General features: G+C 43.0%; 13 protein-coding genes and 1 pseudogene. 7 read left to right on the forward strand and 7 right to left on the reverse strand.

Annotated elements, in window-relative coordinates; all coding sequences use genetic code 11:
* Positions 1-2: 2 nt before the first annotated feature.
* A complete protein-coding gene (locus tag P7F88_RS07200; RefSeq protein ID WP_277823219.1) occupies positions 3-2,057 on the reverse strand; it encodes a DUF3466 family protein in 2,055 nt (684 codons plus the stop codon).
* 262 nt (positions 2,058-2,319) lie between these two features.
* Here P7F88_RS07200 and P7F88_RS07205 point away from each other — a divergent pair, with 262 nt between their 5' ends.
* From P7F88_RS07205 to P7F88_RS07225, 5 genes and pseudogenes are all read left to right on the forward strand, one after another.
* Positions 2,320-2,547, forward strand: coding sequence for a FeoA family protein (locus P7F88_RS07205; protein ID WP_277823221.1), 228 nt, complete (start codon positions 2,320-2,322; stop codon positions 2,545-2,547).
* Positions 2,547-4,826: a Fe(2+) transporter permease subunit FeoB gene (feoB, locus tag P7F88_RS07210; protein WP_277823223.1), complete on the forward strand. Its 2,280-nt coding sequence runs from the start codon at positions 2,547-2,549 to the stop codon at positions 4,824-4,826. The genes P7F88_RS07205 and feoB overlap by 1 nt, the downstream gene beginning before the upstream one ends.
* Positions 4,823-5,053 carry a FeoC-like transcriptional regulator gene (locus tag P7F88_RS07215; RefSeq protein WP_277823225.1) on the forward strand — a complete coding sequence of 77 codons (231 nt, stop codon included), beginning with the start codon at positions 4,823-4,825 and terminating at the stop codon, positions 5,051-5,053. Before feoB ends, P7F88_RS07215 begins: the two co-directional genes overlap by 4 nt.
* A gap of 134 nt (positions 5,054-5,187) precedes the next feature.
* A complete protein-coding gene (gene dmeF / locus P7F88_RS07220; RefSeq protein WP_277823227.1) occupies positions 5,188-6,129 on the forward strand; it encodes a CDF family Co(II)/Ni(II) efflux transporter DmeF in 942 nt (313 codons plus the stop codon).
* Between the two features lie 2 nt (positions 6,130-6,131).
* Positions 6,132-6,547: pseudogene (locus P7F88_RS07225) on the forward strand (MarR family winged helix-turn-helix transcriptional regulator).
* Here the strand turns inward: P7F88_RS07225 and P7F88_RS07230 are convergent.
* The 3 genes from P7F88_RS07230 to P7F88_RS07240 all read right to left on the reverse strand — a co-directional run bounded on the left by P7F88_RS07230 (position 6,544) and on the right by P7F88_RS07240 (position 10,210).
* Positions 6,544-7,062: an ankyrin repeat domain-containing protein gene (locus P7F88_RS07230; RefSeq protein WP_277823229.1), complete on the reverse strand. Its 519-nt coding sequence runs from the start codon at positions 7,060-7,062 to the stop codon at positions 6,544-6,546. The pseudogene P7F88_RS07225 and the gene P7F88_RS07230 sit on opposite strands and share 4 nt — an antisense overlap.
* A gap of 60 nt (positions 7,063-7,122) precedes the next feature.
* Positions 7,123-8,583 carry a catalase gene (locus P7F88_RS07235; RefSeq protein ID WP_277823231.1) on the reverse strand — a complete coding sequence of 487 codons (1,461 nt, stop codon included), beginning with the start codon at positions 8,581-8,583 and terminating at the stop codon, positions 7,123-7,125.
* 322 nt (positions 8,584-8,905) lie between these two features.
* Positions 8,906-10,210, reverse strand: a complete 1,305-nt coding sequence (locus tag P7F88_RS07240; RefSeq protein WP_277823233.1) for an Lcl C-terminal domain-containing protein — start codon at positions 10,208-10,210, stop codon at positions 8,906-8,908.
* Positions 10,211-10,348: 138 nt separating this feature from the next.
* Between P7F88_RS07240 and P7F88_RS07245 the strand changes: the two genes are divergently transcribed.
* The gene (locus P7F88_RS07245) at positions 10,349-11,590 is read left to right on the forward strand and encodes a helix-turn-helix transcriptional regulator (RefSeq protein ID WP_277823235.1); all 1,242 of its coding nucleotides are present in this window, start codon (positions 10,349-10,351) and stop codon (positions 11,588-11,590) included.
* A 123-nt stretch (positions 11,591-11,713) separates the two neighbouring features.
* Here the strand turns inward: P7F88_RS07245 and P7F88_RS07250 are convergent, their stop codons facing one another.
* Complete coding sequence (locus P7F88_RS07250; protein WP_277823237.1) at positions 11,714-12,820, reverse strand: hypothetical protein; 1,107 nt, start codon at positions 12,818-12,820, stop codon at positions 11,714-11,716.
* Positions 12,810-13,763, reverse strand: a complete 954-nt coding sequence (locus tag P7F88_RS07255; RefSeq protein WP_277823239.1) for a LysR substrate-binding domain-containing protein — start codon at positions 13,761-13,763, stop codon at positions 12,810-12,812. The genes P7F88_RS07250 and P7F88_RS07255 overlap by 11 nt, the downstream gene beginning before the upstream one ends.
* Positions 13,764-13,862: 99 nt before the next feature.
* Here P7F88_RS07255 and P7F88_RS07260 point away from each other — a divergent pair, with 99 nt between their 5' ends.
* A complete protein-coding gene (locus P7F88_RS07260) occupies positions 13,863-14,069 on the forward strand; it encodes a DUF1127 domain-containing protein (RefSeq protein WP_277823241.1) in 207 nt (68 codons plus the stop codon).
* A gap of 177 nt (positions 14,070-14,246) precedes the next feature.
* Here P7F88_RS07260 and P7F88_RS25780 read toward each other — a convergent pair whose 3' ends face one another.
* On the reverse strand, positions 14,247-14,387 hold the full coding sequence (locus tag P7F88_RS25780) for a FeoB-associated Cys-rich membrane protein (protein ID WP_422127601.1): 141 nt from the start codon (positions 14,385-14,387) through the stop codon (positions 14,247-14,249).
* Between the last annotated feature and the right edge of the window lie 7 nt (positions 14,388-14,394).

The raw sequence follows: 14,394 nt of genomic DNA on the forward strand, positions 1-14,394 counted from the left end.
GGTTAATTAGAGTATGGACTCACATTCGACTTTCTACGAATGAAACCAATAGAAAATAAAGAAATCAGCATATACCAGCCCAGGCCAGCTCCACTTCTTGAGACCGTTGAAGTATCGTCTTCTCTTTCAGAAATATCATCGCTGGTTGCCCCCTGAATAGGAACCAGAACAACTGCAACAATTCTTTCGTCGCCACTGCCTTCATTACAGTAGGCAAAGTGTTCAGTCGAGTCATACTCCATTGAAGAGGTCGCACTTTCATCGGCATAACACTGAATCGCCGTCGCTGAAATCACACCAGCATCGTTAATATCGCCAGCATCAATAATACGGAAATGATTGTTTGCAGAACTGTAATCACCACCATTTGTCAGATCATCCAGCCACCACGCTTGATTGCTGAATCTAGCTCGACGGGTATCATCGGTACCATAATCGTCATACGGATAAATAAAGCCACGATGATCTCGTTGTTTTCCGTCTACTTCATCATTATTCTCTGCATCCACCTGACCTACAATTTCATTGTAGTTATTAATCGCGTTAGCGTTACCGGCAGCGCTTGAAAAGAAGATATCTTCGCTCTGATTCTCAAAGAACACCGCACTTGGCGTATCATCACTGGCATCTGCTATAAACATGCGCTTGTCTGTCACACCATTCGACGGGTAATCCCCATCACGTTTGGCATGACCAATAACTAACATATTTTCATTAATATCCGTTGCCATAGAGTTGCTGTAGATATAACTCGATCCTTCAATATCTACATTGTCGATAAAGACCGTCTCCCAGGCTTCATCTTCTACTGTAAAAGAGGTAGTGTTCGAAGGTCTGAACACCGCAGCTTGCATGCGAAAAGAGTAGTAATCGTCATCATACGTCGAGTTATAACCAACCAATACAGGTAACGAACTATAGGTTCCAGTGTTCGAGATAGCCGCAGCTCGCACACTCGCTTGGGCAGCATCATAATAGTAGTCATATTCGTAATAAGTACTATCGGTATCCCAATCAGAAACGGAAAACCTGTATAGGTCGTTATTTGGCCCGTCTGTGATGTTCCAGATAAATGCCTTGGTGGCAAAGCCGTAATTCTGACATTCTGGCTGCAATGACGGCTCGGTTCCATCTGAATCATACTCATCTGTGCAATTTGCTACCGATTCATAGTCGCTGTCCGATGTGTTTTCCGAGTCATAATCCTTATCGTCATCATCGTAGTAAAAAGGAGCAACTGCTGAGCTTCCTACTACGTATTTCTTGCCGCCATATGTAAAACTGTCATAAGCAGATGTGGTACCCATCTGCTCTACCATATATTGCTCTGCTGTTTCATCGGTCAAGGTGAGGCCGGTTTCTACTTCAGGCTCTAACACCACTTCGGTAGAGCTTGTCGAATAATATCCACGACTTCTGTATACACGAATATACTGCCCGCCATAGTTATAGTAGCCGCTGCTGGTGTTGCCAATGACATAGCTATCTTCGTCTACTGCATTCACTACCTTTTCTTCCGTACCATCGACAAATTGGTAGCTATAGCTAGAAATAGACGGGGCATTTGTTCCTGAATCCGGTTCAAATGTTAATGTGTAGCCACTGAAAAAAGCAGTAGCGTTAGTTTGATAACTGGCTTCCCAATAAGCTTCTCGCTCATTTCTTAATCCACCGATACCACTATCGGTATCACCATACCAATGGAAGTAAGCCCAAGCTTCGCATGTTGAGTACCCCAATTCACTGCTACAGTATGAATAGAGGTCATCGTAATCCAGATATGTAAACCCGTCATCAAGGTCGAACATCACCTCCTCTTTGAGAGAAAATCCTTCCGTCGCATTTAACGTATCTCCTGCAACCTCATACGTACTTTCTGAGCAACTATCGGAAAAGCAGTCTTTGATGCCTGTCTCTTTTTCTATCGCAATACCATAAGACTCTTCGGTCTGAGTTGGGGAGCCAACTTCAACCACCCGATAAAGAGCAGATTCAGCATAAAAGGTAGAAAACGTCGACAATAAAACAACGACAGGGCGAGCAGATAAAACTTTCATTTTTCTTCCATTAGCAGCCGAACATAAGACTAGTCGGCAAATAAAAATTAGATGGCATGATAAGCAGACAGTTAGCAGCAAATATGGAGAAATTGTGGATGATTTGAGGGGCGAAACGTGAAACGCAAATGATAGCTATTCCTGATGATTTCGAGTATAGTGCTCGGTATTAAGCCTAGAGCTATAAAACTATAAAAACACAATGTAAAGTCACCCTCGTTAATGTAAATACCTATCATTATCATTTGTATTGCGAGTTAGCATGAAATTGAGCAATTTAGAGAATGGAGAGATAGCTACCATCGCTTCATTTTCGGCCCTACCGGGTCAAATTAGAAAAAAACTGATGGTGATGGGCGTACTGCCTAAAACCGAAATCAGACTGATAAGAAGAGCACCAATGGGCGATCCTCTTCAGGTAGAAGTACGCGGCGTTTCGCTCGCTATCAGCAGTAATATTGCTTCGCAGATCGATGTACAGGTGAAGTAATGACCAACCAATATCAAATTCTAACCGTTGGTAACCCTAACAGCGGTAAGACCACCCTTTTCAACGCCCTTACTGGTGCAAAGCAACATGTCGGTAACTGGGCTGGTGTCACCATAGAGAAGAAAACCGGACAATATACTCTGGTAGGAAAAGAATTTTTCTTAACCGATCTACCTGGTATTTACTCTCTGGAAAATACCGACAATGGCAATAGCATTGACGAGTCTATAGCGTCTCAAGCGGTGGTTTCTCACCCGGCCGATATCATTATCAACGTTGTCGATGCCAGCAGTCTGGAACGCAGTTTATACACTACCCTCCAGTTAAGAGAACTCGGTCGTCCTATGATTGTGGTTCTAAACAAGATGGACAAACTCAAGCGAGAGCGTCAGGTTCTGGATGTAGAAGCGTTAGAAAAGCAACTAGGGTGCCCTATTTTTGCTATTTCTGCCACTAACGCTAAAGAAGTAAGCACGTTTAAGCAAAATTTATACGAATTGCTAGAAAAAGGTGTCAGACAGGAAGCGCTTGTTCTTAACTATGGCGAGCAATTAGAGAAGGCAATTAGCACTCTTCAGGCATCATGGGACAACGACGCACTGAGCAGCCGACCTTTGACTCTTCGGGCGTTAGAACAAGACACCATCATAACCGACTCGTTAGCCGACTCCGATCATCAGATCCTAAAACAAGAAATAGCCGGTATTGACCAGGACATTGACCTTCAGGTTGCGGATACCCGATACACCCATATCCACAACATCCTGAAAAAAGTACGTAAAACGGAAGGAAAACTCAGTCGTAATCTAACCGAAAAAGCCGATAATTTTGTGCTCAATAAGTGGTTAGGTCTGCCTTTCTTCTTCGTGATTATGTACCTGATGTTTATGTTCGCTATTAACATTGGTGGCGCGTTTATCGACTTCTTTGATATTGCAGCAGGCGCACTTCTAGTCGATGGTGGGCACTACTTACTCGATGATCACCTACCAGTGTGGCTGACAACGCTTATTGCAGATGGCTTAGGCGGTGGTATTCAGACTGTCGCAACCTTTATTCCGGTTATCGCGGCACTCTACCTGTTCCTTTCCGTGCTGGAAAGCTCAGGTTATCTGTCCCGAGCGGCTTTTGTTCTGGATAAAGCGATGCAAAAAATCGGCGTTCCAGGAAAAGCGTTTGTTCCTCTGGTTCTTGGCTTTGGCTGTAATGTTCCTTCGATCATGGCGACACGAACGTTAGATCAGGAGCGTGAACGTAAGCTCGCGGCTTCAATGGCCCCCTTTATGTCTTGCGGTGCTCGCTTACCTGTATACGTGTTATTTGCCGCGGCGTTCTTCCCGCAGAGTGGGCAAAATGTTGTTTTCGCTCTTTACCTGTTAGGAATAATCGCAGCAGTAGTGACGGCTCTTTTACTGCGCAAAACCCTTTATCCTGGTACTAGCGAAGCGCTTGTCATGGAACTTCCGGACTACGAAATTCCAACGGTGCAGAACGTACTGCTTAAAACCTGGCAAAAGCTAAAACGCTTTGTGTTGGGTGCTGGTCGTACGATTGTCATCGTCGTTACTATTCTAAGCTTCTTTAACTCACTTGGTACCGATGGAACCTTTGGCAATGAAGATAGTGATAAATCTATGCTATCCCGTGCAGCGCAAATCGTTACTCCAGTGTTTGAACCAATTGGTATAGAAAGAGATAACTGGCCAGCAACCGTAGGGATTATTACCGGTATTTTCGCGAAAGAAGCAGTGGTCGGTACTCTGAACAGCCTGTATTCGTCTTCGGCTGACGAAGAAGAAGCGGAATACGACCTGGCAGCTAGTCTTGAAGAAGCGGTAATGACGGTTCCTGAAAACCTGATGGGGCTGAGTTTTTCAGACCCACTGGGTATCGATGTCGGTGACCTATCAGACGCTGCAACAGTAGCCGAAGATCAGGAAGTAGACAGCACTATCTTTGGTAACCTGAAATCGAACTTTGTATCCGCACATGCTGCATTTGCCTATCTCATCTTTATCTTGCTTTATACACCTTGTGTAGCGGCAATGGGCGCTTATGTTAAAGAGTTTGGTCGGCCGTTTGCCACGTTTATCGGTAGCTATACCATGGCGCTTGCATACACCAGTGCCGCTTTCTACCACAACCTGATGCAATTTGGCTCGCATCCTATAACGAGTGCCACATGGGTATCTATCGTTATTGCACTTTGGCTTGCAACATACCTTCTTTTAAAGAAGAAAGGTGAAAACCAGATAAAAGCGCAAGCGGTGATTCAGTGATCGTCTCCGATCTTAAAGCGTATATAGAGCAGCATGAAGGCGCTTCGCGGTCAACGCTAGCAAAGCACTTTGCCCTTAGCGAAGATGGTGTTGAAGCCATGCTTGAGATCTGGGTTAAAAAAGGAAAACTCACAAGGCAATTTAAAAAGGATAAGTATGGCAACACCGTTGAGGTAATGTATCGAATCGTAAAACCTCAAGATATCCCGCTGGATATTGTCCTCTAGGTTTATACCGTATCTGCTAAGAGACGCCTTAATTAACTAATACTCAATAGTTAATTAAGGCGTCTTTTTTTGTTGACATATTTTGATTATCAAACTACTTTAATTACAAATACTTTGGTTATCAAACAAATAATATGTCGATACAATTAAGCACCACACATTCTCACGACTTCGCATCCCACAACCATAAAGGTGAAAAGAGAACGTTTTACGTATTGTTACTCACAGTGGTAACCATGATTGCCGAAATTACTGCAGGTACGATATTTGGTTCTATGGCTCTTCTAGCGGATGGGTGGCATATGGGAACGCATGCCGCCGCGTTTTGTATTACGCTTTTTGCCTATCGATATGCCAAAAAACACTCGAACGATGACCGATTTTCCTTCGGTACTGGCAAAGTCAGTGTCCTGGGTGGGTATACAAGTGCAATAGCATTAGGGATTGTTGCCCTATTAATGATCGTTGAATCTGTTCACCGTCTGTTTAATCCTCAAGCCATACAGTTTAATGAATCCATTCTGGTTGCGTTTATTGGCCTTACCGTCAACGTCGCAAGCATGTTTCTTCTGAATGATCACCACCATCACGACCACGGTCACTCACATGGGCATGAACACGGGAATGGGCACCACCATGAGCATCATCATGACCACAACTTAAGAGCAGCGTACCTGCATGTGCTGGCGGATGCTCTAACCTCTGTACTGGCTATCGTCGCGCTTCTGTTTGGGAAGTTCTATGGCTGGAACTGGCTGGATCCTATGATGGGTATCGTTGGTGCTCTGGTTATTAGTAAATGGACGATAGGACTAGTTTTGCAAACCAGTCCGGTTCTACTGGATGAAAATATAGCTCAGGATTATCGTGAGAAAATATGTGACAAACTAAGCCCCTTCGCAGAAGTAAAGGATATTCATGTCTGGAAAATCAGTGGACATCATCACTCGGCAGCAATAACGATCGAGTCAGCTTGCGATAAGTCGACTGAAGAATATAAACAAATGCTGTCTGAGTTTGATAAGATTCATCATCTCACGCTTGAAGTTCATTACGATAAAAGTATAAAAAGTTAGGTATGCAGAAAATAGATCAACTCAATCAGGCTCTGATTGAGTTTTACGACAAAATGTCTTCATGGGAACAGTCAGTAGTCAGAGAAACTGGCTACTCCTTGCCCAGACGCACACGATAGAAGTGCTTGGGACACATGGACCTCTACGAATGAAAGAGTTGGCTCAAAAGCTTGGAATTACAACCGGGACATTAACGGTTCAAATTGACAAGCTAGTTAAAGCAGAGGTGATAGAAAGGTGCGCACATCCTGATGACCGCCGAGTTATTGTGGTTCAGCTAACTGAAGAAGGTCAAAACATCCATTCGATTCACAACCAGCTACACCTGGAACTGGTTAAAGATCTCACTCAAGGGTTTGATCAGGGGCAAGAAGAAATGCTTCTCTCTTGTTTGCACAAAATGAACCAGGAATTTTAATCTGACTGGCGTAATTTGGCACTCAATTGCTTTTGAATCATCAAGAAGCTCAGTTTAATAAACCGTATAATGCTTTTTGATCTCGACGCCGATTCAACCTCCGGAAAGTATTGGTCATAATGGTCTACAACTACCGATCGACCATACATAACCGCCCAATCTCTGGCATTCATATTTGCTTGATTGGTACGATTGGTATCTGCGCCAAATCGAAGCAGTAATTCTACGATGGATAAGTCACCCTTAAATGATGCCGCCATCAGAACTGTATTACCTATGGAATCAGTCGAGTTAACGTCTGCTCCACATCGCAGTAATGCTTCGCAGCAGTCCTTTTCACCGTTGTAAACGCCCAGCATTAACGCAGAGTAACCTCTGTGATTTTTTGCATCCAGATCGATAGACCGATCATCGGACAACAGGCCAACAAGTCCTACGAAATCCCCTGATCTGGCAAAATCATACAGCTCAGGCTCATTTCGATATGTCTTCTTATACTCTTTCCAGCTCGCCATATTCCTACTCGTAAAAAGAGCCCCTTATGCACTCGTGGTTTGCATAAAGGGCTTCGGTCATTACTTCTCTACCGATTCAATATCAATGCCTAAAGCCTTAGCGACACCTTCACCATAAGCAGGATCAGCTTTGAAACAATTAGAAATATGACGGTGTTGAACCTCAATTGATGCCCCACCTACACTACGCGCTGTGTTCTCAAAAAGAACTTGCTGCTGCTCTGGGCTCATCAAGTTAAAGAGATTTCTTGGCTGAGTGTAGTAGTCACTGTCGTCTTCTCTGTAGTCCCAGTTATAGCCTTCACCACTTAGCCCCAATGGTGGCTCTTTAGCTTGTGGTTGTTCCTGCCATAATCCCAGGCTATTTGGCTCATAACCTTTAGTACTGCCATAGTTGCCGTCGACACGCATTGCTCCGTCACGATGGAACGAATTAACCGGACAGCGAGGATGGTTAACAGGAATCAATGAATGGTTAACACCTAAACGATAACGGTGCGCATCGCCGTATGAGAACAGACGCCCTTGAAGCATTCTGTCTGGTGAGAAGCCAATACCAGGCACCACGTTAGCAGGGTTAAACGCCGATTGCTCAACCTCAGCAAAATAGTTCTCTGGGTTTCTGTTCAGTTCAAGAACACCGACATCAATCAGAGGGTAATCTTCGTGAGGCCAAACCTTACTCAAGTCAAATGGGTGGAAACGATAGTCCGCAGCATCCTTTTCAGGCATAACCTGAACCTTAAGGTCCCATTTAGGAAAAGCACCGTTTTCAATAGCTTCGTAAAGATCTTGCTGATGGCTTTCGCGGTTCTTACCAATTAACTCTTCAGCTTCCTGATCCGTTAGGTTTTCAATACCTTGTTGGCATTTCAGGTGGAATTTCACCCAAAATCGTTCATTATCCGCATTGATAAAACTAAATGTATGACTTCCAAACCCGTGCATATGACGATAGGTTCTTGGATTGCCTCGTTCACTCATTAGGATTGTGATTTGGTGTAATGCCTCTGGCAATAGAGTCCAGAAATCCCAGTTAGTGTTCGCATTGCGTAAGTTAGTACGAGGGTCACGTTTCACTGCGTGGTTTAGGTCAGGAAACTTCAACGGGTCGCGAAGGAAAAACACTGGCGTATTGTTACCAACCAGATCCCAGTTACCCTCATCGGTATAAAATTTTACAGCGAATCCACGAATATCACGCTCTGCGTCCGCAGCCCCTCGTTCACCAGCTACCGTTGAGAAACGAACAAATAGTTCGGTTTCTTTACCAACTTCGGAGAAGATACTGGCCTTTGTGTATTTAGAAATATCATGAGTCACCTTAAAAGTACCATATGCACCTGAGCCTTTTGCGTGCATACGCCTTTCCGGGATTACCTCTCTATCAAAATGAGCGAGCTTTTCAAGAAACCATGCGTCTTGAAGAAGCATGGGACCACGAGGACCTGCGGTTTGTACATTTTGATTATCCGCAACTGGAGCCCCATTGGCTGTTGTTAGTTTTGTTTGCTTCACCATGTCTAATTCCTTTTTGAGGTTATTTTTGACGAATCGATTCCACGCTAACACTGAGTCCAAAAGCATTGGTTTAGATTTGGTTTAGAACTGGCTTACTTTGTGGGGCATTAAACTGTTGTTAGAGCTACAAAATAAACCTGTAAAAAATGCATTAGCCTAGTCCCCACAATGTATAGGGTTAAAGTGTTCTGATCGTCCAAATGGCGGAGTTTGGACTCTGAAAGAAACCAAATTTTGTGACTTACTGTGCAAATTTAGTTGATTGAATAATAGGGAAAAACCGCCTGTATCAAAGCAGGCGATTTTTCTAAATACAGGCAGGTTACTTAGCAGTTCGAACCAACAGTGTATAGTTTTTCGTCATTACCAAATCGGTCGCATTTTCTGATGCCATATCATAATCTGACGGGACACCTGATTTCGGGTCGCTTCGCTGAGCACCTGCGCCATGCCAATCAAAGTATTCTGTTGCTGAAGAAGTCTTTTTGCTAAACGCTTTGCTGAAGGAAATGTAAGCGGCTGTATATTTAAAGTCCCCTTGAGTGGTACTACTCCAAACCCAGCTAGGATCTTTGGTGGTATTGTCACCAGATAAAGTAAAGAACTGAGTATCAATAGCAGGCCAGTTACCAACATCGCCACCATACTTCACGATGCTATGTAGCTCTTTAATATTCGGCATTCTCCAATCTGAGTAACCTGCCAGTTCAGAGCTTTCTGCATAGGCGAGGCTATCTTGCCAGTTTCTGCGCACACCATCATCAGCGGCCTGCCACATCAAACCTGTTGCCTTGTCGGTAACCGTTCCATCGTTGTTGGAAACAAAGTCGTTCACACCATAAACATTTTCTTGACCACGTACACATCGAACAAAGTTGCCGGGTGCATGTACGCTTTCATCGTTGGTGCCAAAAACATAGCCTGTCTCATAACCTTTGATATGACCATCGGCAAAGTTAAATCCAAATGCTGCTTCAACGTTTTCTGTATTATGCACGGGACCTAAGGTGTACTTTGTGTTTGACCAGTATTGACCTATATAAGCCATTCTCTTGTCATACTGAAAATCAAAATAGTCCGTATCAATGTACGGTGTATTAGCATTTTCATCACGCGGATTTACGATTTCGCCTTTAAAGTCAGCTAGCGAGTACAACTCTTTAATGGTTGGTAATCGCCAATCGTTATAATTTGCTACTGTTAGATCTTCACAGTAACTTACGGCGTCGTCGAATGAATAGTGTCTGTAATCCGGCGTTTTCTGCCACATCATTCCTGTATTGTTGTCAGTGACGGTTTTATCACCGTTATCGGTAAACGAAGGTTTAACACCATCATATTGAGCATCTTGACCGTGCAAGTCCTGTCCCGCTGCTGGACAGCTAATTTCTGAACCTTCATTTCCAAAGCAGGCATTTTGCTGCGTATCGACAACAACAAAACTTACTTTTGGGGCTGGTGAGTTGGCATTGATTGTTGCTGCTTCCCGGTTTTCTTGTGACATATTGTCACTGCACCCTGTAACCGAAGCAACGACCAAAGCTAACACAGATAGTGTGGCTGATTGATTCAGATTTTTGGTTCGTGTTGGCTCTACAGAGTGAGCTTTAATAAGATTAATACACATCGATTTAACCTCTTGGGTTGTATGGTTTAGTTCAGGCGTATAATCTAGATCTAAATTAAACGTACATCGTCCAGATGCCGCGCTTTGGACGTTTAAATAGAGCTATTTCAGTCTTAATAATTAGAAGGAAGCAGGTATTTGGCAATAAACGAAGGATTTAGTTGGGAAGTGAGCTTGATAGGGCTTTCTCTTACTGCGTTTACGTTGGCTAACATACACTCCAAATCTTACAAGCATAAAACAGATTGGCTGCTAACGATCTGGCTGATAATACTTTGTATACCGCTAGTACACACTGCTCTGACTCACTTCGATAGCCTGAGTAATAGTTTCTTTTTATTTACTAACCCTACCCTTAACCTATTACACGGACCTGTTTTATATCTGTATGTCCGCATGCTAATCAGCAAAGTGCCTCTAAAATTCGGGAAGTATGAACTGTGGCATTTCATACCCTTTCTGGTGATGTATTTGCTGTTTATCACCCTGCCTCATCCTGAACAAATGATGCCGCAACCAGACCAGAGCCATGTCCCTGCAGGTCCTTTAACAACGGGGAGTGTCTCAGATGTTTTAGTGCCACTGCTAAAGCACTTTGGCGTAATAAACGTCTTAGTTTTTATTGGTTATTCTTTGATTACCATTAATAAAGTACGCCTGCACAAACAAGAAATTAAAAAGCTTCTATCACGGGATGACAACCAGGTAACGTTGAGCTGGATATATGCACTACCAATGGTATTTTTAGCACTTGTCACTTTCAACGTATTGTATGAAAGTATACTCAAAAGCTATTTCTACGTTAACCCAATAACGCTTCACTTAGTTTCGTTTCTAAGTTTCATCCTATTACTATGCTTTTTTGGCATCAGACAGACCCCTGTTTTTAAGCCTAGCTCAGTGCAGATTGATGTTATTGGAACTGACAAACATGCGAACGAAATTGCCCTCACAGAGGAAAACACGGATACAGAACCAGAAAGTAACGAAGAGAAAATAGCGTTCGACCAAATTGTCAAACGCATGAATCAGCATATGGAAAATGAAAAGCCCTATTTAGATCCGGACTTCACTGTATATGTGCTGGCTGACAATCTAAATATTCCTAGAAGAAACCTGTCACTGGTATTGAGCAAGGGGTTAAACAAGAACTTCTATCAATATGTAAATGAGTTTCGTATTGAGGAAGTTAAGATTCAGCTTGCAGACCAGAACAACAAATCCACTATCCTGGATATCGCATTTCAAGCAGGATTCAAGTCGAAATCAAGCTTTAATAGCCTGTTTAAACAGTATTGCGACGTAACTCCATCGCAATACCGGAAGACATACTCAAGTGGCCTCAAGATGCAGGATTCAAAGCTACATCAGAAGCGTTAGTTCAAGGAAAATATTTGTAGGAATGGCATTCCCTTTCAAAAATATTTGACGAATAAATTCTCGCTGAGAATGCATCTTGAGGTTACTCGAGTATACACAAAACTTGAGGTGTCAACCTCATCTCTACATTTCAGTTTCTTCCTTAAAAATAAACGTGACCATATCGTCTGACGCCGATAGTCTGATATCAACAGTTCCAAAACGGTTTCCCCACCAGTCACAACCGTCAAGGCACATACTAACCGTTAAGGTACCATCCTGATTGAGGCTCTGCAGCTCTGGCGGATGAAATCCCTTAGAACTCGGTTGAGCACTATAAACTGCATGCCATTGGCTAGAATCTACCTCTCGCATCAGCAAAATAGCGAACGAATCATAGATAGGCTTCTCATAAACTAATGAAATAACCTCTACCGAGTCACTCTCCATATGCTCAATATAAAAGGGTAAGTTAGGGTAACTATCAAGCTTAGTGAGAACACCCTGCACATCACTGTTGCCAATAAGATATGTTGTCTGACTGGATGCTTCTCCCTCATAAAAGGCATCACCGAAGCTAGATATCGCAATCTGTTCAACCGCTTTCAACCGCTCTGCTACAGAGCTCTGGAATTCGCTGATCTCTTGTAGCTTATCTAGATCACACAGACAAGGGATAAAAGATGCTCCATCTCTGCGAAGCAATTCTTCTCCTTCGCGGCACTGAATGGGCTCAAAAAGTTGCATCGCCAGTTCATTGTCCTGATCCGATTTTTCGACTTCGAACTTTCCGTCTTCACCAAAATAAGCGCCTATACCATATAGATCGACAACTATTTCGTTGAAGCCTCCTGTATCTTTATCGTACTGAAACGCGACTAGTGAAGACTCTAATGTCGCGGAACCATTCCAATGCGATGCAAGAATGGCTGGTTCCGATTTGGCAGTAGCACATACGCCCACAAACTCCACGTTGGCTCCTGAGGTCACTACCTCATCATTTATTATCAAGCTTTCCCTTGCAGACTCATCATGTTCGTAGCAACAACTGCGTTCAACTTTTAAGCCCTCAAAATTGATGCCACTGACCAGATCCAGATCTAAGCGATATTCTCGATCATTGACGGTTGCTACGCGTACACGGTTCCCTGTCACTTCTGGCTGGCTAATAAAATAAGAAATGAGTACCAGGAGCAAAACAAGTAGCGATACAAGCACGACTGTTATAGGGCGATTTTTCTTAGCACCCATTTAGCTTCAACTCCTTGTCATCTGGCTCATTAATTAGATTTAAACCATCTTGCTCCTTTGCGAGGAAGGTGCTTATTTCAGATTCAATCCATTTTCTAAAAGCACGAATTTTGTCTCTACGGAAATAACCAGCAGGAGCACACAAAAAGTAACTGTATCTGGATTTAGCAGCCTGCTCTCCAATTCTGACTAGCTTTCCTTCCTGGAGATATCGATAGGCCAAGCTGTGTTTAACCAAAGCAACACCTTGAGCCGCCAACGCTCCCTCCATAACGAACTGAGAGCCATCGTACTTTAACGAAACTTGCGATTCGTTTTGCTCTAGCTCTTCAAACCAAAGAGACCAGGTCATATCAGGCCAAACATCTTCTATCAAATCTGCCTTCACAAGATCTTCCGTCTTCCATATGCCTTTTTCCTCTTGATAAGAGGGGTGACAAACTGGATAGAGAATTTCATCCATTAGCTTCACGGCTTCTAACTCCGGATAGTCGCCGTGCCCATAACGGATACATATATCAATTAGCCCATCCTGAAAATTCACTAACTCATTTTTTGGGTCTACAAGTAAAGAGAGTTCCGGGTTTTGCTCTCTAAAAGATTTTAGCCTTGGAATTAGCCAATGCTGGGCAAACGTTGGATGAGTTGAAATGGACAGTCTATCTGGTTCTGGATCTTGATTAAGCTTTCGAACTCCATCCTGAAGTTCAAAGAAGCCCTTTTTGGCCGCATAGTAGAGAGTTTCACCTTCATTAGTCAGCTTCACTTTCCGATGTTGTCGTTCAAAAAGCTCACACTCGAGCCACTCTTCAAGTTGCCGTATCTGCTGACTTATTGCAGCCGCAGTCACGAAAAGGTGTTCAGCTGCTGCCTTAAAACTACCTTTCTCGGCAGCTATGTAGAAATAGTACATTCCTTGTAAAGGGGGTAAACGCTCTTTCACTTAAGTTTTCCTTAACTTAATGTCAGTTAGTATCGTTTGAGAAGAAAATCACCTTGATTAATTATTAACCATGTAAACCGGTGTAATCAAGGGGGATGTATGGCTGACTTAACACATGAACTAACTCAAATTACAATTCTTCGCCCAAGGGGCTGGAATAAGAATATCTTAGCCTTGTTTAAAAAATGGCATCAAAACTCGGTAACCAGACGTCAACTGAAAGATCTGCCTGAGCACCTTCTTGAGGATATAGGAATAGACAAACGTGCTGCAAAAGAAGAAGCAAATAAACCGTGGTGGAAGTAAACGGTTAAAAAAATGCCTCCGGTTTCGGAGGCAACACAACATTTCTACAGATCATACATCTGTTCTTATTAGGTTATAGTAATCAGTAAGTTACCTGACTACCGATTCACCATAACAACAAGTTGCTATTAATTGAAATTAAAGTTACTCATTTAACTTATGATTTTTACTCATAAGCTAACTTCCTTTATTAGAAGAACAAGTTTTACTTTGTGCACAACCAACACACTTTACGCCCTTCCGCTTGTCAGAGATAATCTTGCCAATTGATAAAGCAACAATTAGTAATATTACTAGTGCAACAATAATATTTGTCATTCCACTA

The sequence above is a fragment of the Vibrio hannami genome (genome assembly GCF_029589055.1).
Lineage (GTDB): Bacteria > Pseudomonadota > Gammaproteobacteria > Enterobacterales > Vibrionaceae > Vibrio > Vibrio hannami.

Bases quoted from the DNA above. Each gene is read 5' to 3' on its own strand.
- P7F88_RS07200 (WP_277823219.1), bottom strand. From the start codon at position 2,057: ATGAAAGTTTTATCTGCTCGCCCTGTCGTTGTTTTATTGTCGACGTTT.
- P7F88_RS07205 (WP_277823221.1), top strand. From the start codon at position 2,320: ATGAAATTGAGCAATTTAGAGAATGGAGAGATAGCTACCATCGCTTCA.
- feoB (WP_277823223.1), top strand. From the start codon at position 2,547: ATGACCAACCAATATCAAATTCTAACCGTTGGTAACCCTAACAGCGGT.
- dmeF (WP_277823227.1), top strand. From the start codon at position 5,188: ATGTCGATACAATTAAGCACCACACATTCTCACGACTTCGCATCCCAC.
- P7F88_RS07230 (WP_277823229.1), bottom strand. From the start codon at position 7,062: ATGGCGAGCTGGAAAGAGTATAAGAAGACATATCGAAATGAGCCTGAG.
- P7F88_RS07235 (WP_277823231.1), bottom strand. From the start codon at position 8,583: ATGGTGAAGCAAACAAAACTAACAACAGCCAATGGGGCTCCAGTTGCG.
- P7F88_RS07240 (WP_277823233.1), bottom strand. From the start codon at position 10,210: ATGTGTATTAATCTTATTAAAGCTCACTCTGTAGAGCCAACACGAACC.
- P7F88_RS07250 (WP_277823237.1), bottom strand. From the start codon at position 12,820: ATGGGTGCTAAGAAAAATCGCCCTATAACAGTCGTGCTTGTATCGCTA.
- P7F88_RS07260 (WP_277823241.1), top strand. From the start codon at position 13,863: ATGGCTGACTTAACACATGAACTAACTCAAATTACAATTCTTCGCCCA.
- P7F88_RS25780 (WP_422127601.1), bottom strand. From the start codon at position 14,387: ATGACAAATATTATTGTTGCACTAGTAATATTACTAATTGTTGCTTTA.